Genomic DNA, 19508 nt, shown 5'->3' on the forward strand with positions numbered 1-19508 from the left:
ATGGCTTCAACGAACGACATCAAGAACGGCACCGTGCTCGACATCGACGGTCAGCTCTGGAACGTCATCGAGTTCCAGCACGTCAAGCCGGGCAAGGGCGGCGCGTTCGTGCGCACCAAGCTCAAGAACGTGCGCACCGGCAAGCTCGTCGACCGCACCTTCAACGCCGGCGCCAAGATCGAGACGGCCAACGTCGACCGTCGCGACTACCAGTACCTGTACAAGGACGGCGACGACTTCGTGTTCATGGACACGACCGACTACGACCAGATCACCATCCCGGGCACCATCGTCGGTGACGCCGCGAACTTCCTGCTCGAGCAGCAGAACGCCACCATCGCGCTGACCGACGGCGAGCCGCTCTACGTCGAGCTCCCGGCATCCGTCGTTCTGGAGATCACCTACACCGAGCCGGGCCTGCAGGGCGACCGCTCGACCGGCGGCACGAAGAACGCCACCGTCGAGACCGGCTATGAGATCCAGGTTCCGCTGTTCCTGGAGATCGGCACCAAGGTCAAGGTCGACACCCGCACGGGCGACTACCTCGGCCGCGTCTCCTAAGGCGCCGGTCTGTGAGCGCACGGACGAAGGCGCGTAAGCGCGCTCTCGACATCCTCTTCGCCGCCGACGTGCGGCAGATCCCGATCGCCGAGTCGCTGGCCGCCGAGGCCGCCCGCGCGGCCTCGGAGCCCGACCGCGAGGCCTCGTGGCTGTACGCCCGCGACATCGTGGACGGCGTCGTCGACCACTTCAGCGAGATCGACGAGACGATCGAGAGCTACGCGCAGGGCTGGACGATAGCCCGGATGCCGGCCGTCGACCGCGCGCTGCTGCGAATCGCGATCTGGGAGATCCTCTACAACGACGAGGTGCCGGCATCCGTCGCCATCGCCGAGGCCGTCGAGGCCGCGAAGACGCTCTCCACCGACGAGTCGGCCGGCTTCGTGAACGGCGTGCTCGGCAAGGTCGCGCAGTCGGCCTGAGCTCGGACCACTCTCCACGAAACGCCCATCGGCGGCCCCTGAGGTCGTGGTGGGCGTTTCGTTTCGGCGAACTCCGGCCGTGAACCCTGGATCGTGTGGCGCTCGCGATCTAGGCTCGGAGCGAGCGGGGCCTGAGGTCGCGCGGGGCGTGAGCGGGCAGATGGGGGAGCGGATGCGCGGGGGAGTCATCGGGGGATCGCTGCTGGCCGTGGCGTCAGTGGTGCTGCTGAGCGGATGCGCGGCCGTCGCGCAGGACCCGGCCGGCAGCTCGGGTTCGGGGGAGAACGGCGGCGCGGTATCGAACGGGCCCGAGCTGTGGGGGGCTGCAGCGCTGTGGGTATCTCCCGAAGGGGAGGTGGTGATGTGCCCGGTTCCGTTCGGCGACTCCGGGTGGGGTGGGCCGAGGGTGTGCGACGATCCGCTGGAGGTCGCCGACGTGGACGCCGAGTCGCTGGCGACGATGGCGCCGGCGCCGTCAGCCCCGGCCGCTGCTCCGCTGTTGGGCGAGGGGAGTGACGATGGCTGGACGTGGTCAGCCCACGCACTGACCGGGTACTTCGACGGCGACGCGAACCGATTCACGGTGACCGGCGTCGACAGCGCCGAGGCGACGGCACTGCAGCAGGCGGTCTGGGCACCACGAGTGAATCCCGAGCCGCAGCCGGCCTACGCCACCGACGCGGACAAGCTGGCCGCGATGTACGCGGGGCAGGATCCCACGGCCTACGGATGCGCGGAGCCCGCGGGTGGCTGGCGCGATGCCGGCGACATCGAAGGACTGATCGGGCCGTACTCGGCCGCCTATCCGGAGCAGGTCGTGGGCTGGAGCGCGCTCGGCGTCGCCGACGGTGTGCAGGTGGCGCTGATCGGCGCGGCTGCCGGCTACGACCTCGAGGCCGTCCGGACGGGTGCGCAGAAGCTGTTCCCCGACGCCGCCTGCGTCGTGACCTCGCGCATCTCGGCGGAGCAGCTGCAGAGCGCGCTGGCCGAGCCGCTCTTCGGCCCGGATCCCTACCTCGCGCGCGGGGGTTCCGACGACATCGGCGGAACGAAGGCGGATCCCTACCTCTGGATCTCCCGCACGGCTCCGAGCGACGAGCTCGACGCCGCCATCGCCCGGTATCCCGCGGGTTTCGTGCAGCTGAGCACCTGGTTCCAGCGCCTGCCCTGACGCCGCCGGCGGTTTGCGGCTGCTACGCTGGGGGACGCAAGAGGTAGACATCCTTTAAGTCCGTCCGAGAGGCGGGGAAGGGGGTCGGTTGCATGGCGCGTACCGTGCTGCAGCAGGCTGACATCACCCGGGCGTTGACTCGGATCTCGCACGAGATCCTGGAGTCCAACCGGGGGGCCGACGATCTCGTGGTGCTGGGCATCCCGACCCGCGGGTCGCTCTTGGCCGAGCGGATCGCACGGCTCATCGCGGGCATCGAACCGGGGGCCGATCCTGAGGCCATCGTGGGATCGCTCGACATCACCATGTACCGCGACGACCTGTCGAAGCATCCGGTGCGGACGCCGGCGCCGACGCAGGTTCCCCGCCAGGGCATCGACGGCAAGACCGTGGTGCTGGTGGACGACGTGCTCTACTCCGGCCGCACCATCCGGGCCGCCCTCGACGCGCTGAACGACCTCGGCCGGCCGCGCGCCGTGCGGCTCGCCGTGCTGATCGACCGGGGCCATCGCGAACTGCCGATCCGGGCCGACTTCGTGGGCAAGAACCTGCCGAGCTCACGGGACGAGCGCATCAACGTGCGGCTCGCCGAGATCGACGACACCGAAGAAGTGAGCATCGAAGAGGTGAGCGCACCCGTATGAGACACCTCCTCTCGACCAAAGACCTGAGCCGCGACGAGGCCGTGCAGATCCTCGACATCGCCGAAGACATGGCGGCGGTGCAGACCCGCGAGGTCAAGAAGCTGCCGACACTGCGAGGCAAGACCGTGGTGAACCTCTTCTTCGAAGACTCCACCCGCACCCGCATCTCGTTCGAGGCGGCGGCCAAGCGCCTCTCGGCCGACGTGATCAACTTCTCGGCCAAGGGCTCCAGCGTGTCGAAGGGCGAGAGCCTGAAGGACACCGCGCAGACCCTCGCCGCGATGGGTGCCGACGGGGTCGTCATCCGGCACCACGCCTCGGGCGCACCCCAGGTGCTCGCACAGAGCGACTGGATCGACGCCGGCGTGGTGAACGCGGGCGACGGCACCCACGAGCATCCGACCCAGGCCCTGCTCGACGCCTTCACCATGCGCCGCCGCCTCTTTCCGGGCGCGAGCCGTGGCAAGGGCCTCGACGGAGTGAGCGTGGTCATCGTCGGCGACATCCTGCACTCGCGGGTGGCCCGATCGAACCTGTGGCTGCTGCGCACCCTCGGCGCCGAGGTGCACTTCGTGGCACCGGCCACCCTGGTGCCGGTGGGTGCCGCAGGCTGGCCTGCGACCGTGGGCTTCGACCTCGACGCGAGCCTGGCCGCAGTGAAGCCCGACGTGCTGATGATGCTGCGCATCCAGAGCGAGCGGATGAACGCGGCCTACTTCCCGAACGCCCGCGAGTACTCCCGGCAATGGGGTCTGGACGACGAACGGATGAAGGCCCTCCGCCCGGATAGCATTGTCATGCACCCCGGACCGATGAACCGCGGCCTCGAGATCTCGGCCGGTGCCGCCGACTCGGCGCAGTCGACGGTTCTCGAGCAGGTCGCGAACGGGGTGTCCATCCGGATGGCGGTGCTCTACCTGCTGCTCTCCGGCGAACGAGAGGCCCTGGCGTGAGCGAGACCACCAGCCACCTGCTGAAGGGTGCCGCCCTGCTGGGCGGTGCCCCCACCGATCTGCTGATCGAGCGCGGGCGCATCACGGCCATCGGGGCGGATGCCGCATCCGGAGCCTCGGCATCCACCACCGTCGTCGACGCGGCGGGCCTCGTGGCCCTGCCCGGCCTCGTCGACCTGCACACCCACCTGCGCGAGCCCGGCTTCGAGCAGAGCGAGACCGTGCTCACCGGCACGCGCGCCGCGGCGGCCGGCGGCTTCACCGCGGTGTTCGCCATGGCCAACACCATGCCCGTCTCCGACACCGCCGGCGTGGTGGAGCAGGTGCAGGCGCTCGGCAAGGCCGCCGGCTACGCCACGGTGCGCCCGATCGGCGCCGTCACCGTGGGGCTCGCCGGCGAGCGGCTCAGCGAGATCGGCGCGATGGCGCAGTCCCGCGCGGGCGTTCGGGTGTTCTCCGACGACGGCAAGTGCGTGCACGACTCGCTGCTGATGCGGCGGGCGCTGGAGTACGTGAAGACCTTCGACGGCGTGATCGCCCAGCACGCCCAGGATCCGCGGCTCACCGAGAACGCGCAGATGAACGAGGGCGCGCTGTCGAGCGAGCTCGGGCTCAAGGGCTGGCCGGCCGTGGCCGAGGAGTCGATCATCGCGCGCGACGTGCTGCTGGCCGAGCACGTGGGCGCCCGGCTGCACGTGTGCCACCTGTCGACCGCCGGATCGGTCGACGTGGTGCGCTGGGCGAAGGCCCGCGGCATCCCGGTGACGGCCGAGGCCACGCCGCACCACCTGCTGCTGACCGAAGACCTCGTGCGCAGCTACGACGCGAAGTACAAGGTGAACCCGCCGCTGCGGCGCGACGAAGACGTGCAGGCCCTGCGCGCCGGCGTGGCCGACGGCACCATCGACATCGTGGCCACCGACCACGCCCCGCACCCGCGCGAGAGCAAGGAGTGCGAGTGGGATGCCGCGTCGTTCGGCATGGTCGGCCTCGAGTCCGCCCTTCCCGTGGTGCAGACCGCGCTCGTGGAGACGGGGCTGCTGGAGTGGGCTGATGTGGCCCGCATCCTCTCGAACGCCCCGGCGCGGATCGGCCGCCTGCACGACCACAGCCACTCGTTCGAGATCGGCAGCGCCGCGAACATCGTGCTCGTCGACCCCGCCTCGCGGAGCGAGTTCACGCTCGACCGGCTGCACGGCAAGTCGTTCAACACGCCCTACGAGGGCGTGAGCCTGGCCGGGAACGTGCGCTGGAGCTTCCATCACGGCTTCGCGTCGCTCCGTGACGGCGAACTCGCACCGGTGAACGAGGCGGCCGCATTCGGTGCCGCCCAGCTGGCCGCCGAAGCCGCCCAGGGGGTCTCCGCCTGATGGACAAGCTCGTTCCGGGTCTGCTCGTCACCCTGCTGGCCGTTCTGCTGCTGCTGGCCATGGTGCTGGCGTGGCGCGCCCGCAAGCGCCGCCAGGCGGCGTTCCGGCAGCCTTCGGTAGCCGCACCGGATCAGGCTCCGGGTACCGAGATCGCCAGCGTCCCCGTGCTCTACGTGGCCACCACGACGGCCGGCGATCCGCTGGACCGACTCACCATCCCGGGCCTGGCGTTCCGCGGTCGCGGCGTGGTCAGCGTGTCCGACACCGGCGTCAGCCTCACCATCCCGGGCGAGCCCGTCACCTTCATCGCGCGTGGCGCGCTGCGCTCGGTTGGCCGCTCGACCTGGGCCATCGACCGCGTGGTCGAGACCGGGGGGCTCGTGCGCCTGGACTGGACCTACGATTCCGCCGCCGGCGCTGCCGACGTCGAAAGCTACCTCCGGGCGACCGGCTTGGGTGATGCGAACCGCATCATCGAGGCCGTGCAGTCGCTCATCCCCGCCGGCACCCCGGCAGACCCGCAACAGGAAGGAACCTCGTCGTGATCTCAACCGAACCCGCCGTTCTCGTGCTGGAAGACGGGCGACGCTACGAGGGACGTGCCTACGGCGCCCGTGGCCGCACCCTCGGCGAAGCCGTCTTCGCCACCGGCATGACCGGCTACCAGGAGACCCTCACCGACCCGTCGTACGCCGGCCAGATCGTGATGCAGACCGCCCCGCACATCGGCAACACCGGCGTGAACGACACCGACAAGGAGTCGTCGAAGATCTGGGTGGCCGGCTACGTGGTGCGCGACCCCTCCCGGGTCGTGTCGAACTTCCGCGCGCAGCGCTCGCTCGACGACGACCTCGTATCCGACGGTGTCGTGGGCATCTCGGGCATCGACACCCGCGCCGTCACGCGCCACCTGCGGAGCCTCGGCGCCATGCGCGCCGGCATCTTCTCCGGCGCCGACTACGGGCTGAACCCGACCGAGCAGCTGAACGCGGTCCGTGGCGGCGCCGAGATGGCCGGCCAGAAGCTCTCGACCGTCGTCTCGACCCACGAGCGCTACCAGGTGCCCGCCGTCGGTGAGCGGATCGGCTCGGTGGCGGTTCTCGACCTCGGCGTCAAGACCTCCACGCTGAACTACCTCGCGGAGCGCGGCTTCGACGTGGAGGTGCTGCCCGAGTCGATCACCGCCGACGAGGTGCGAACCCTCGAGCCCGACGCCCTGTTCTACAGCAACGGCCCCGGCGACCCGGAGGCATCCGAGACCCACGTCGCCCTGCTGCAGGAGCTGCTGCGCGGCGGAACGCCGTACTTCGGCATCTGCTTCGGCAACCAGCTGCTCGGCCGCGCGCTCGGCTTCGGCACCTACAAGCTGCCCTTCGGCCACCGCGGCATCAACCAGCCGGTGCTCGACAAGACCACGGGCCGGGTCGAGATCACCAGCCAGAACCACGGGTTCGCCGTCGACGCGCCCCGCGAGGGCGTCGTCGAGTCGCCCGCCGGCTTCGGCCGGGTCGAGGTGAGCCACGTGAGCCTCAACGACGACGTGGTGGAGGGCATCCGGTGCCTGGACATCGACGCCTTCTCGGTGCAGTACCACCCCGAGGCCGCCGCCGGCCCGCACGACTCCATGTACCTGTTCGACCGCTTCCGCGACATGATCCTGGCGAAGAAGACCGCGGCCCTCGAGGCCGACGCGCACTTCGTCGAGGCCCCCTCCGAAGGAGACAACCAGTAATGCCCAAGAGAGACGACATCCAGAGCGTTCTCGTCATCGGGTCCGGCCCGATCGTGATCGGCCAGGCCTGCGAGTTCGACTACTCGGGCACCCAGGCCTGCCGCGTGCTGCGGGAGGAGGGCGTGCGCGTCATCCTGGTGAACTCCAACCCGGCCACCATCATGACCGACCCCGACTTCGCCGACGCCACCTATGTGGAGCCCATCACCTGGCAGGTCATCGAGGCCATCATCGCCAAGGAGAAGCCGGATGCCATCCTGCCGACCCTGGGCGGCCAGACCGCGCTGAACGCGGCCATCCAGCTGCACGAGCACGGCATCCTCGAGAAGTACGACGTGGAGCTGATCGGCGCCAACTTCGAGGCCATCAACAAGGGCGAGGACCGCCAGATCTTCAAGGAGCTGGTTCTGCAGTGCGGCGCCGACGTGGCCCGCTCGCACATCGCGCACACCGTCGAGGAGGCCGTCGGATTCGCCGAAGACCTCGGCTATCCGCTGGTCGTGCGCCCCTCGTTCACCATGGGCGGCCTCGGATCGGGCTTCGCCTACGACGAGACCGAGCTCCGCCGCATCGTCGGCGACGGCCTGCACCAGAGCCCGACCACCGAGGTGCTGCTGGAGGAGAGCATTCTCGGCTGGAAGGAGTACGAGCTCGAGCTCATGCGCGACACCGCCGACAACACGGTGGTCGTCTGCTCGATCGAGAACGTCGACCCGGTCGGCGTGCACACCGGCGACTCGATCACCGTGGCGCCCGCGCTCACCCTGACCGACCGCGAGTACCAGAAGCTGCGCGACATCGGCATCGACATCATCCGCGCCGTGGGCGTGGACACCGGCGGCTGCAACATCCAGTTCGCCGTCGACCCGGCCAATGGCCGCATCATCGTGATCGAGATGAACCCGCGCGTGTCGCGGTCGTCGGCCCTGGCCTCCAAGGCGACCGGCTTCCCGATCGCCAAGATCGCCGCGAAGCTGGCCATCGGCTACCGCCTCGACGAGATCCCGAACGACATCACCAAGGTGACCCCGGCCTCCTTCGAGCCCACCCTCGACTACGTCGTGGTGAAGGTGCCCCGCTTCGCGTTCGAGAAGTTCCCGGCCGCCGACCCGACGCTGACCACCACCATGAAGTCGGTGGGCGAGGCGATGGCGATCGGCCGCAACTACACCCAGGCGCTGCAGAAGGCACTGCGCTCGCTCGAGAAGCGCGGGTCGTCGTTCCACTGGGACGGCGAGCCCGGCGACAAGGATGCCCTGCTCGCGATCGCCGCGGTGCCCACCGACGGCCGCATCGTGACGGTGCAGCAGGCCCTCCGCGCCGGCGCCACGAACGAGGAGGTCTTCGAGGCCACCAAGATCGACCCCTGGTTCATCGACCAGATCGTGCTGATCAACGAGGTCGCCGACGCGATCGCCGCCTCGGAGAACGCCGACCACGCCATGTTCACGCTGGCCAAGGAGCACGGCTTCTCGGACGCCCAGATCGCGACCCTCCGCGGCTTCGGTGAGAAGGAGGTGCGCGAGGTGCGGCACATCCTCGGCATCCGCCCCGTCTACAAGACGGTCGACACCTGCGCGGGGGAGTTCCCGGCACTCACGCCGTACCACTACTCCTCGTACGACTTCGAGACCGAGGTCGCCCCCTCCGACCGCCGCAAGGTCGTCATCCTGGGATCCGGCCCGAACCGCATCGGCCAGGGCGTGGAGTTCGACTACTCCTGCGTGCACGCCTCGTTCGCGCTGTCGGATGCGGGCTTCGAGACGATCATGATCAACTGCAACCCGGAGACGGTCTCGACCGACTACGACACCAGCGACCGCCTGTACTTCGAGCCGCTGACGCTCGAAGACGTGCTCGAGGTCATCCACGCGGAGTCGCAGTCGGGCGAGCTCGTGGGCGTGGTCGTGCAGCTCGGCGGCCAGACCGCCCTGGGGCTCGCGAAGGGTCTCGAGGAGGCCGGTGTGCCCATCCTCGGCACCACGCCCGCCGCGATCGACCTGGCCGAGGAGCGCGGGCTGTTCTCCGGCATCCTCGATGCCGCCGGCATCCTGGCACCCAAGAACGGCACGGCCACCGACTACGAGTCGGCCGTGCTGGTGGCCGAGGAGATCGGCTTCCCGGTGCTCGTGCGCCCCTCGTACGTGCTGGGCGGCCGCGGCATGGAGATCGTCTACGACACGCCGTCGCTCGCCGACTACTTCGAGCGGATCGCCGGCCAGGGCATGGTGGGCGCCGCCAACCCGCTGCTGGTCGACCGCTTCCTCGACGACGCGATCGAGATCGACGTCGACGCCCTCTACGACGGAGAGCGCCTGTACGTGGGCGGCATCATGGAGCACCTCGAGGAGGCCGGCGTGCACTCCGGCGACTCGAGCTGCTCGCTGCCGCCGGTGACGCTCGGCCGCTCGCAGATCGACGCCGTGCGTTCGGCTACGCAGAAGATCGCCGAGGGCATCGGCGTTCGGGGCCTGCTGAACGTGCAGTTCGCGATCGGCGCCGGCATCCTCTACGTGCTGGAAGCCAATCCGCGCGCTTCGCGCACGGTGCCCTTCGTCTCGAAGGCGCTCGGTATCCCGCTGGCCAAGGCCGCATCGCGGATCATGGTGGGCGCCACCGTCGCCGACCTGATCGCCGAAGGCATGCTGCCCTCGCAGGACGGCTCGATCGTGCCCCTGGACTCCCCGGTCGCCGTGAAGGAGGCCGTGCTGCCGTTCAAGCGCTTCCGCACCAAGGAAGGCCTGATCGTCGACTCCGTGCTCGGCCCGGAGATGCGCTCCACCGGCGAGGTGATGGGCATCGACCGCGACTTCCCGCGCGCCTTCGCCAAGAGCCAGGAGGCCGCGTACGGCGGGATGCCCACCTCGGGCACCGTGTTCGTCTCGGTGTCGGATCGCGACAAGCGCGCGATCGTGCTGCCGGTGCTGCGCCTGCAGCAGCTGGGCTTCCACATCCTGGCCACCGAGGGCACGGCCGAGGTGCTGAACCGCAACGGCATCCACGCCGGCATCGTGGAGAAGTTCTCCGAGGGCAAGACCAGCGGCAACGAGTCGATCGTGGATCTGATCAACGCCGACAAGGTGGACATCGTGATCAACACGCCGTCGGGCCGCTCGGCCCGCGTCGACGGCTACGAGATCCGCGCCGCCGCCGTGGCCGCCGACAAGCCGCTGTTCACCACCATCGCGCAGCTCGGCGCCGCCGTGGCCTCGTTCGAGGCGCTCGACGGCGGCTTCGAGGTGACCTCGCTGCAGGAATACGCGATCGCCCGGGACGCCCGCGGATGAGTCCCGCTCCTGACGCCCACGGCACCGGTGCCGCCCGCCTGTCCGAACCCACGACGGTGCCGCCCTTCGGGACGCGCCTGGACGCGGTGTTCGGCTCGCGCGGGCACCTGTGCGTAGGCATCGACCCGCACCCGTACCTGCTCGAGGCGTGGGGGCTGCCGGTCTCGGCGGCCGGCGCCCGGTCATTCGGTCTGAGCGTGGTCGAGGCCGTCGCCGCATCCGGCCGCGTCGGCATCGTGAAGCCGCAGGTGGCGTTCTTCGAGGCCTACGGATCGGCCGGCTTCGCCGCGCTCGAAGAGGTGCTGGCCGCCGGACGCGCCGCGGGTCTGCTGGTGATCGGCGACGCCAAGCGCGGCGACATCGGCTCCACGAACGACGGCTACGCCGCGGCGTGGCTCGAACCGGGCTCGCCGCTCGAGGTGGACGCGCTCACCGTGACCGCGTTCACGGGAACCGGCGCGCTGGATCCGCTGTTCTCGCGGGCCGCCGAGCACGGGAAGGGTCTGTTCGTGCTCAGCGCGACCTCCAACCCCGAGTCGCGGCTGCTGCAGACCGCGCGCTCGGAGGCGGGGGAGAGCGTGTCGCGGATCGTCGCCGACGGGGTGGCCGCGCGCAACAGTGACCGCACGCGGCTCGGCGACTTCGGTCTCGTGCTGGGTGCCACCAAGCGACTGGACGAGTACGGATTCACCGCCGAGGCACTTCGCGGGCTGTCGACGACCCCGGTGCTCGCGCCGGGATTCGGTTTCCAGGGGGCGTCGTTCGCGTCGATCCCGGGCATCTTCGGGCCGCTGGCGCCGGATCTGATCGTGAGCGTGTCGCGCTCGATCCTGCAGCACGGAGCGTCGGGTCTCGCCGGTGCGATCGAGGCCGACGCCTCCGCTCTCGCCGAGGTGATCTCGTGAACCCGCCCGAGGTCGACCGCGCCGCCGCCTCGCGCGCCGCCGTCGCCGCCCGCCGGGCCCGCGCCGCCGTGAAGCGCGCCGTGAACGAGCGTCGGCTGAGCGCCGTCTCCGTGCTCGAGACCGCGCTCTCCAGCACGGAGAGCATCGAGGCCACGATGCGCGTGCGTGACCTGCTGATGAGCATCCCCGGCCTCGGCCCCGTGCGGGTCGATCGCGTGATGGACAAGCTCGGGATCGCCGCCTCCAAGCGCCTCTCGGGCCTCGGCGTGCACCAGCAGGAGCGGATGCGCGAGTACCTCGCCAAGCGCGCCCCCCAGGTCGATGCGCCCGGACTCAGCCGCCTGGTCGTGCTGGCCGGACCGACCGCGGTCGGCAAGGGGACGGTCTCCACGTACATCCGGGAGAACTACCCCGACGTGCACCTCTCGGTCTCCGCCACCACCCGGGCGCCGCGTCCGGGCGAGATCGACGGAGTGTCGTACTACTTCGTCGACGACGCCGAGTTCGACCGGATGATCGCCGACGGCGAGTTCCTCGAATGGGCCGTGGTGCACAACAAGTCGCGCTACGGCACGCCGCGCCCGCCGATCGACGCCGCTCTGGCCGCGGGCGGGAGCGTGCTGCTGGAGATCGACATCCAGGGCGCGCGCCAGGTGAAGGCCGCCATGCCCGAGGCCCGGCTGGTCTTCCTGCTGCCTCCCACCTGGGAGGAACTGGTGCGCCGGCTGATCGGCCGCGGCACCGAGACGCTCGAAGAACAGGAGCGCCGGCTGACCACCGCGAAGGTCGAATTGGCCGCCCAGGACGAGTTCGATCACCGTGTCGTGAACCGCGATGTGCAGGCCGCGGCGGCGGAGGTCGTAGAATTGATGCAGATTCAGAAGGCGCCCGCTCAGGAGGCCGGCCTTCGTAGCAAGGAGTGACCACATAATGCCCACCAACAAGCTCGGCATCATCGACCCCCCGATCGACGAACTTCTCTCGAAGGTCGACTCGAAGTACGCCCTGGTGATCTTCGCCTCCAAGCGCGCCCGCCAGATCAACGACTACTACGCCGACCTGCACGAAGGCAGCCTGTTCGACAACGTGGGGCCGCTGGTCGACTCCACCATCGACGACAAGCCGCTCTCGGTCGCCATGCACGAGATCAACGAAGACAAGCTCGAGATCAAGCCTGCGGCGCCGATCGTCGAGTAGTCACCCTCCCCACCCGTCCTACCTCGGCTTCCCGGGTCATCGCCGGTAACGCGTTCGGAGCATCCGTTTGAACATCGTCGTCGGGGTCACGGGTGGGATCGCGGCCTACAAGGCCGTCAACGTCATCCGCGGCCTCGTGCTGGCCGGCCACGAAGTGCATGTGGTCGCCACCGAGGCCGCGTTGCGTTTCGTGGGGCGGCCCACCCTCGAGGCGCTCTCCCGCAACACCGTCGAGAGCGATCTCTACGAGGGCGTCGCCGAGGTGCGGCACGTGGCCATCGGCCAGGCCGCCGATCTAATCGTGATCGCCCCTGCCACCGCGAACACCATCGCCAAGCTCGCCGCCGGCATCGCCGACGATCTGCTCGGCAACACCGTGCTGGCCAGCCGAGCCCCGCTCGTGCTCGCGCCGGCGATGCACACCGAGATGTGGCAGAACGCGGCGACGGTCGCCAACATCGAGACGTTGCGCTCGCGCGGGGTGCGGTTCGTGGGTCCGGTCAGTGGGCAGCTCACCGGTAAAGACTCCGGAGCCGGGCGGATGGCCGAACCCGACGACATCATCGCCGGAGCGCTGGCCGCGGTCTCCTCGGCTTCGTCCTCCGGGGAATCGGATGCCGCCGCATCCGTTCCCGAACAGGATCTCGCCGGCCGCACCGTGCTCGTGACCGCCGGCGGTACCCGCGAACCCCTCGACCCGGTGCGCTTCATCGGCAACCGCTCGAGCGGTCGGCAGGGGATCGCCATCGCCGAGGCCGCTCGTGACCGCGGCGCATCCGTCACCCTGATCGCCGCCCATGTCGAGGTCGACCTGCCCTCGGGCGTCGAGGTGGTCCGGGCCGAGACCACCCAAGAGCTGCTCGAGGCCACGCTGGCCGCAGCGCCCGCGCACGACCTCGTGGTGATGGCCGCGGCGGTCTCCGACTACCGGCCCGTCGCCGTCTCCGACGCCAAGATCAAGAAGGCGAACACGGGGGAGCGGCTCACGCTCGAACTCGTGCAGAACCCCGACATCCTCGCCACGATCTCCGCCGCCCCGCGGGACGGCCGGCTGATCGTGGGCTTCGCCGCCGAGACCGCCACCACCCCCGAGGAGCTGCTCGCGCTCGGCCGGGCGAAGATCGCGCGCAAGGGCTGCGACTTCCTCGTGGTCAACGGCGTGGGCTGGACGACGGGCTTCGGAACGGACGGTAATTCGGTGACGGTGCTCGGAGCATCCGGGGATATAGTTTTCGAGGCATCCGGCAGCAAGTCGTCGGTGGCCGATGACATCCTCCGGGTGTTCGCCGCCGCCCTATCAGGAGCAGAATGACCTCTCTTCGTCTCTTCACGTCCGAGTCCGTCACCGAGGGGCACCCCGACAAGATCTGCGACCAGATCTCGGACTCGATCCTTGACGCCCTGCTCGCGGTCGACCCGCACTCGCGGGTCGCGGTCGAGACCCTGGTCACCACCGGGCTCGTGCACGTGGCCGGCGAAGTGACCACCAAGGGCTATGTCGAGATCCCCGCGATCGTGCGCGAGAAGATCACCTCGATCGGCTACACGTCCTCCGACGTGTGGTTCGACGGCCGCTCGTGCGGTGTGTCGGTGTCGATCGGCGGACAGTCGCCCGACATCGCGCAGGGCGTGGACAACGCCTTCGAGACCCGTGAGGGCTCCTCCACCGACGAGGTCGACCGCCAGGGTGCGGGCGACCAGGGAATCATGTTCGGGTACGCCACCACCGAGACGCCCCAGCTGATGCCGCTGCCGATCTGGCTCGCGCACCGGCTGTCGGAGCGCCTCGCCGCCGTGCGCAAGGAGGGGCTGCTCGACTACCTGCGTCCCGACGGCAAGACCCAGGTCACGGTCGGCTACGACGGCGTCGTGCCGAAGTCGGTCGACACGGTCGTGCTCTCCACCCAGCACGCCCCCTCGGTATCGCTGGACGACCTGCGCCACGAGGTCGAGGAGCTCGTCATCCGCCCCGTGCTCGCCGGGGTCGAGGCATCCGGTCTCTCGCTCGACTACTCGAACGTGCGCATCCTGATCAACCCCACCGGGCGGTTCGAGATCGGCGGGCCGCAGGGCGACGCCGGGCTGACCGGCCGCAAGATCATCGTCGACACCTACGGTGGCGCCTCGCGGCACGGCGGCGGCGCGTTCAGTGGCAAAGACCCGTCGAAGGTCGACCGCTCGGCCGCCTACGCGATGCGCTGGGTGGCCAAGAACGCGGTCGCGGCCGGTCTCGCCTCGCGACTCGAGGTTCAGATCGCCTACGCCATCGGCAAGGCGGCTCCCGTGGGCTTCTACGTCGAGACGTTCGGCACCGGTGTCGTCTCCGACGAGGTCATCACCGAAGCGCTCCGCAGCGTGTTCGACCTGCGGCCCGCCGCCATCATCAGCGACCTCGACCTGCTGCGGCCGATCTACGCGAAGACTGCGAGCTACGGCCACTTCGGCCGCGAACTGCCGGAGTTCACCTGGGAGCGGCTCGACCGGGTCGACGAGATCCGGGCCGCCGCGGGCCTCTAGCCGTGGCCGGCGACCTCGCCCTGCCGGGCGGCGGCGCCGACGCGGCGAGCGAGGGCACGACCACCGAGGGCACACTCGTCGCGCGGGTGATGCTCGAGTCTCCGCTGCCTCAGCTGGACAGGCTGTTCGACTATCGGGTGCCGGCTGCTCTGGTTCCGGATGCCGCGGCCGGGGTGCGGGTCAAGGTGCCGCTGCGCTCGGCCGGACGCACCGCGCGCGGGTACATCATCGAACTCGCGCACGAGGGTGAGCACAAGGGCACGCTGAGTGACCTCGACGAGATCGTGTCGCCGGTGCCGGTGCTGACGCCCGACGTGTGGGCGCTGGCCCGCCGGCTCGCCGATCGGGCGGCCGGCAGCGCCTGCGACATCGTGCGGCTGGCGGTTCCGCCCCGGTTCGTGCGGGTGGAGAAGGCATTCGTGGCGCGCACGGCAGCGTCGGCGGAGTCAGCGGAGTCGGCGGAATCGCCGGAGTCAGCGGAGTCGGCGGAGCCGAGCAGGTCCAGCGGGTCGGTGGAGCCGTCGGAGCCGAGCGGGTCCAGCGGATCGGTGGAATCGGCCGGTTCGGCGGTTCCGGCCGGGTCGGTGGAGTCGGCCGGGTCAGCAGTTACAGCCGGTTCGGCGGTTCCGGTCGGGTCTTCGCCGGTGGCCGAGGGCGCGCCTCGCGAGGTGACACTGACGGGCTATTCCGACACGGATGCCGGCCACCTCGCCGAACCGGGTGCGCGCAGCGCCATCGCGGCGATCGCCACGGTGGTGAAACTCGTGCCGTGGAGTGCGGGTGGTGCGCCGCACTCGGTCACGCCGGATGCCGGTGCGTCGCACTCGGTCACGCCGAATGCCGGTGCGTCGGGCGCGGGTGCCCGCGCGCCCGGGGACGGGCCGACCGTCGGCCACTGGGCGCTGACGGCGGCACAATTGGCTGCGGCCGCCTACCTGCGCGGCGAGTCCGCCATCGTCGCCGTCCCGGACTATCGCGACCAGACCTCGATCGAGCAGGCGTTGGAGTCTCTCGGGCTGGCGGACGTGGTCGTTCGCCTGGACGCCCGCCAGGCCCGCCCCGACCGCTACGCGAACTTCCTGACGGCCCTCGACGGTGCGCCGCACATCGTGGTGGGCAACCGGTCGAGCATCTACGCGCCGGTCTCGTCGCTCGGCCAGATCGTGGTGTGGGATGACGGCGACCCGCTGCAGAGCGAACCGCTCGCCCCGTACGTGCATCTGCGCGACGCCGCGCTGGTGCGTCAGGAGCAGTCAGGAGCACGCCTGGCGTTCCTGTCCCACGCGCGGAGCACCGAGGTGGAGCGCCTGGTCGAGCTCGGCTTCCTGCATCCGGTGTTCCCGACGCCCCGATACCTGCCCCGGGTCGTGCCGACCGCCGAGCAAGACGACGCGGACGCCCCGCAGAACGCCGCCCGCATCCCGAGCTCGGCCTGGACCGCGGCCCGCAAGGCCCTCGAGAGCGGGCCCGTGCTGGTGCAGGTGGCCCGGCCCGGCTACGCGCCGGTGCTGGCCTGCACGACCTGCTCGACGCCCGCATCCTGCACGGTCTGCGGCGGGCCGCTCAAAGTCGCCCGCGCCGGCGAGCGCCCCACCTGCTCGCTCTGCGGCGCGATCGCCGCGAACTGGCACTGCTCGCACTGTGCGGGCACCACACTCCGCTTCGCGTCGATCGGTGCGGGGCGCACGGCCGACGAGCTGGGCCGCGCCTTTCCGGGAGTGCGGGTGATCGTGTCCGACGGCGAGCGCAACCTGCTGACGGTCGATGACCGCCCGGCTCTCGTGGTGGCCACGCGCGGCGCCGAGCCGATCGCGACCGGCGGATACCGGGCCGTTCTGCTGCTGGACGGCCCGCGGATGCTGGCCCGCGAGTCTCTTCGCGTGGCGGAGGACTGCCTGCGCTGGTGGTCGAACGCCATCGCGCTCTCGGCCCCCCGCGCCACGACGATGCTCGTGGGTGTGGGGGGCGAGCTGGCACGGAGTCTCGTCACCTGGCAGCCGGAGAGCGTGGCCGCGAGCGAGCTGGTCGACCGGCGTACTCTGCGGTTTCCGCCCGCCGTCCGTCTGGCGACCCTGACGGGCTCGCCGGACACCGTCGCTCTGGCGCTCACCGAGTTGCGCTCGCTGCTCACCCAGGCCGAGTGGGAGAAGATGGATACCCTGGGACCGGTGCCCGCCGACGACGGCATGGTGCGTGCCATCGTGCGCTTCGACTACTCGATCGGCACCTCCCTCGCTCGCCACCTGCGTGCACTCGTGGTGAAGAACGCCACCAGCCGCCGCCCGAAGACGGGGCGCGGTTCGGCCTACCGCCCGCCACCCACCCTGCGCGTGCGACTCGACGATTCGGAGATCATGGAATGAAGCTCGTGTTCGCCGGCACCCCCGCGGTGGCCGTGCCGAGCCTGCAGGCTCTGGTGCCGCACCACCGGATCGTCGCAGTCGTCACTCGCGAGGATGCTCCGCTCGGCCGTAAGCGCGTGCTCACGCCCTCGCCCGTCGCCGTGGCCGCGGACGAGCTCGGCCTGCCCGTGATCAAGGCCAACCGCCTCGACGACGCCGTCACCGCGCAGATCGCTGCGCTCGACGCCGATCTCGGCGTCATCGTGGCCTACGGCGGTCTCGTGCGCGAACCCCTGCTCAGCACCCCACGCTCCGGCTGGGTCAACCTCCATTTCTCGCTTCTTCCCCGATGGCGCGGTGCCGCGCCCGTTCAGTGGTCGGTGATCGAGGGAGACACCGAGAGCGGCGCGACCGTCTTCCAGCTCGTGCCCGGTCTGGATGCCGGACCGGTCTGGTCGATGACCTCGACCCCGATCGGTGCCAACGAGACCTCCGGCAACCTGCTGGGACGCCTGGCGGAGTCCGGCGCTCAGCAGCTCGTGGACACGGTCGACGTGATCGCATCCGGCGGCCGGAGCCCGGTCGAGCAGACCGGGGAGGTCACTCTCGCCCCCAAGCTCGGCATCGACGACGCCCGTCTCGACTTCACCCGGCCGCTCGAGGTCGTCTACCGACGCCTGCGGGGGGTGACTCCCGAGCCGGGAGCGTTCACCGAGATCGACGGGCTGCGGGTCAAGATCCTCGACGCCGCGCCGGCCTGGGACCGGCCCGTTCTGGAGCCCGGAGCGGTGATCGCCGAAGGGCGCCGGATCTACGTGGGCACAGCGACCACCCCCCTGGAACTGCTGCAGGTGCACCCCGCCGGGAAGAAGGCCATGTCGGCCGCCGACTGGTGGCGAGGCGCCGGAGCCGAGAGGATGACCGCCCGATGAGCGACTCGAAGAACACCCGGAATGGGCGCCCCGGTGCCCGGGGCCCGGAGCGCCGGAAGCCCGCCACACCCTCGAACCGGCCGGCTGCTGTGCAGCCCGCCCGGCGGATCGCGCTCGAGGTGATCACCGCGGTTCGCGAAGACGACGCCTACGCGAACCTGCTGCTGCCCACCAAGATCGCTGCCGCCCGCCTGGACACGTCCGATGCCGGCTTCGCCACCGAGCTCACCTACGGCACGCTGCGCCTGCGCGGGTACTACGACCGCGTGATCGAGCTGGCGTCGGGGCGCCCGATCGACGAGATCGACGGCGTGGTGCGCGACATCCTCGAGCTCGGCGCGCATCAGCTGATCTCGATGCGCACGGCGACCCACGCCGCCGTGAACGAATCGGTCGAGCTCGCCCGGCAGCACGCCTCCCGCTCGGCGACCGGCTTCGTCAACGGAGTGCTGCGCGGGATCACCCGGACACCGGCCTCGGAGTGGCTCGACCGGGCGATGGAGTCGGCTGCGGACGACGACGAGCGCCTGGCCGTCGCCTCCTCGCATCCCGCGTGGATCATCCGTGCCTTCCGCCGTGCGCTGACGGCCGACGGTGTCTCGGACACCGACCTCGCGTTCGAACTCGACGACCTGCTGGAGGCTGACAACACCCCGGCACGGCTGAGCCTGGCGGCCCTGCCCGGCCTGATCGACCGCGAGGAGGTCGGCGAGGGAACCGAACCCGCACCCCTCTCGCCGATCGGGCTGCGCGCGCCGACCGGCGACCCCGCCGGGATCGCGGCCGTGCACGCCGGCACCGCTCGTGTTCAGGACGAGGGTTCGCAGCTCGCCGCCCTCGCCCTCAGCCGGGCCCGGCCGGTGGAGGCGGGGGAGCGCTGGCTCGATCTCTGCGCCGGACCGGGCGGGAAGACCGCCGTGCTGGCCGCCGAGGCCCGCCTGGGCGGGGCCGTCGTGATCGCCAACGAGCCCGTGCCGGCACGAGCCGGCCTCGTGCGCCGAGCGGTGGAGGCGCTGCCGGAACCGCCCGAGGTGTGGGAACGCGACGGCACCGCGATCGGAACCGACGCGCCGGAGTCGTTCGACCGCATCCTGGTCGATGCGCCGTGCACCGGTCTGGGAGCGCTGAGGCGCCGACCGGAGGCGCGCTGGCGCAAGACCCCCGGCGACGTGGCCGAGCTCGTGGCGCTGCAGCAGCGGCTGATCGACTCCGCCGTGCGGGCGCTGAAGCCAGGAGGCCTGCTCGCCTACGTGACCTGCTCGCCGCATGTCGCCGAGACCCGCGGCCAGGTGCAGGGCGCCCTGCGTCGCTGGGACGGGCAACTCGAGCAGCTCGACGCCCAGAACGTGCTGCGCGAGATCACCTCGGACGCCGTGGTGCTCGGCGGCCCGGACGCCGCCGTGCAGCTCTGGCCGCACCGCAACACGACCGACGCCATGTTCATCGCCCTGTTCCGCAAGACCACCGCCTGACGT

17 protein-coding genes are annotated in these 19508 nt (G+C 70.6%); all 17 read left to right on the forward strand.

The window, feature by feature from the left end; translation table 11 throughout:
- On the forward strand, positions 1-561 hold a 561-nt coding region (gene efp, locus Q0D75_RS17075; RefSeq protein ID WP_291056120.1), incomplete at its 5' end, for an elongation factor P.
- A gap of 11 nt (positions 562-572) precedes the next feature.
- Complete coding sequence (nusB, locus tag Q0D75_RS17080; protein WP_291056123.1) at positions 573-983, forward strand: transcription antitermination factor NusB; 411 nt, start codon at positions 573-575, stop codon at positions 981-983.
- Positions 984-1131: 148 nt separating this feature from the next.
- The gene (locus Q0D75_RS17085; RefSeq protein WP_291056126.1) at positions 1132-2154 is read left to right on the forward strand and encodes a hypothetical protein; all 1023 of its coding nucleotides are present in this window, start codon (positions 1132-1134) and stop codon (positions 2152-2154) included.
- A 92-nt stretch (positions 2155-2246) separates the two neighbouring features.
- A complete protein-coding gene (gene pyrR, locus Q0D75_RS17090; RefSeq protein ID WP_291056129.1) occupies positions 2247-2798 on the forward strand; it encodes a bifunctional pyr operon transcriptional regulator/uracil phosphoribosyltransferase PyrR in 552 nt (183 codons plus the stop codon).
- Entirely contained in the window at positions 2795-3751 is a 957-nt protein-coding gene (locus Q0D75_RS17095; RefSeq protein ID WP_291056131.1) for an aspartate carbamoyltransferase catalytic subunit, read from the forward strand. The genes pyrR and Q0D75_RS17095 overlap by 4 nt, the downstream gene beginning before the upstream one ends.
- On the forward strand, positions 3748-5121 hold the full coding sequence (locus Q0D75_RS17100) for a dihydroorotase (RefSeq protein ID WP_291056134.1): 1374 nt from the start codon (positions 3748-3750) through the stop codon (positions 5119-5121). The genes Q0D75_RS17095 and Q0D75_RS17100 overlap by 4 nt, the downstream gene beginning before the upstream one ends.
- A complete protein-coding gene (locus Q0D75_RS17105; protein WP_291056137.1) occupies positions 5121-5666 on the forward strand; it encodes a hypothetical protein in 546 nt (181 codons plus the stop codon). Before Q0D75_RS17100 ends, Q0D75_RS17105 begins: the two co-directional genes overlap by 1 nt.
- Positions 5663-6853: a glutamine-hydrolyzing carbamoyl-phosphate synthase small subunit gene (carA, locus tag Q0D75_RS17110; RefSeq protein WP_291056139.1), complete on the forward strand. Its 1191-nt coding sequence runs from the start codon at positions 5663-5665 to the stop codon at positions 6851-6853. The genes Q0D75_RS17105 and carA overlap by 4 nt, the downstream gene beginning before the upstream one ends.
- Complete coding sequence (carB, locus tag Q0D75_RS17115) at positions 6853-10140, forward strand: carbamoyl-phosphate synthase large subunit (RefSeq protein WP_291056141.1); 3288 nt, start codon at positions 6853-6855, stop codon at positions 10138-10140. The genes carA and carB overlap by 1 nt, the downstream gene beginning before the upstream one ends.
- On the forward strand, positions 10137-11045 hold the full coding sequence (pyrF, locus tag Q0D75_RS17120; RefSeq protein ID WP_291056143.1) for an orotidine-5'-phosphate decarboxylase: 909 nt from the start codon (positions 10137-10139) through the stop codon (positions 11043-11045). Before carB ends, pyrF begins: the two co-directional genes overlap by 4 nt.
- Positions 11042-11968 carry a guanylate kinase gene (gene gmk, locus Q0D75_RS17125; protein ID WP_291056145.1) on the forward strand — a complete coding sequence of 309 codons (927 nt, stop codon included), beginning with the start codon at positions 11042-11044 and terminating at the stop codon, positions 11966-11968. The genes pyrF and gmk overlap by 4 nt, the downstream gene beginning before the upstream one ends.
- Before the next feature lie 7 nt (positions 11969-11975).
- Entirely contained in the window at positions 11976-12242 is a 267-nt protein-coding gene (gene rpoZ, locus Q0D75_RS17130) for a DNA-directed RNA polymerase subunit omega (protein ID WP_291056148.1), read from the forward strand.
- A gap of 67 nt (positions 12243-12309) precedes the next feature.
- Positions 12310-13554 (forward strand): bifunctional phosphopantothenoylcysteine decarboxylase/phosphopantothenate--cysteine ligase CoaBC, encoded by a 1245-nt coding sequence (gene coaBC, locus Q0D75_RS17135; RefSeq protein WP_291056150.1) that lies wholly within the window; start codon positions 12310-12312, stop codon positions 13552-13554.
- Positions 13551-14759, forward strand: a complete 1209-nt coding sequence (gene metK / locus Q0D75_RS17140) for a methionine adenosyltransferase (RefSeq protein ID WP_291056153.1) — start codon at positions 13551-13553, stop codon at positions 14757-14759. Before coaBC ends, metK begins: the two co-directional genes overlap by 4 nt.
- 2 nt (positions 14760-14761) lie before the next feature.
- A complete protein-coding gene (locus Q0D75_RS17145) occupies positions 14762-17122 on the forward strand; it encodes a primosomal protein N' (RefSeq protein WP_291056156.1) in 2361 nt (786 codons plus the stop codon).
- Positions 17119-18033: a methionyl-tRNA formyltransferase gene (fmt, locus tag Q0D75_RS17150; protein WP_291056159.1), complete on the forward strand. Its 915-nt coding sequence runs from the start codon at positions 17119-17121 to the stop codon at positions 18031-18033. The genes Q0D75_RS17145 and fmt overlap by 4 nt, the downstream gene beginning before the upstream one ends.
- Positions 18030-19505 (forward strand): transcription antitermination factor NusB, encoded by a 1476-nt coding sequence (locus Q0D75_RS17155; RefSeq protein WP_291056162.1) that lies wholly within the window; start codon positions 18030-18032, stop codon positions 19503-19505. Before fmt ends, Q0D75_RS17155 begins: the two co-directional genes overlap by 4 nt.
- Positions 19506-19508 lie beyond the last annotated feature (3 nt).

This window comes from Herbiconiux sp. (assembly GCF_023264855.1).
GTDB lineage: Bacteria > Actinomycetota > Actinomycetes > Actinomycetales > Microbacteriaceae > Herbiconiux.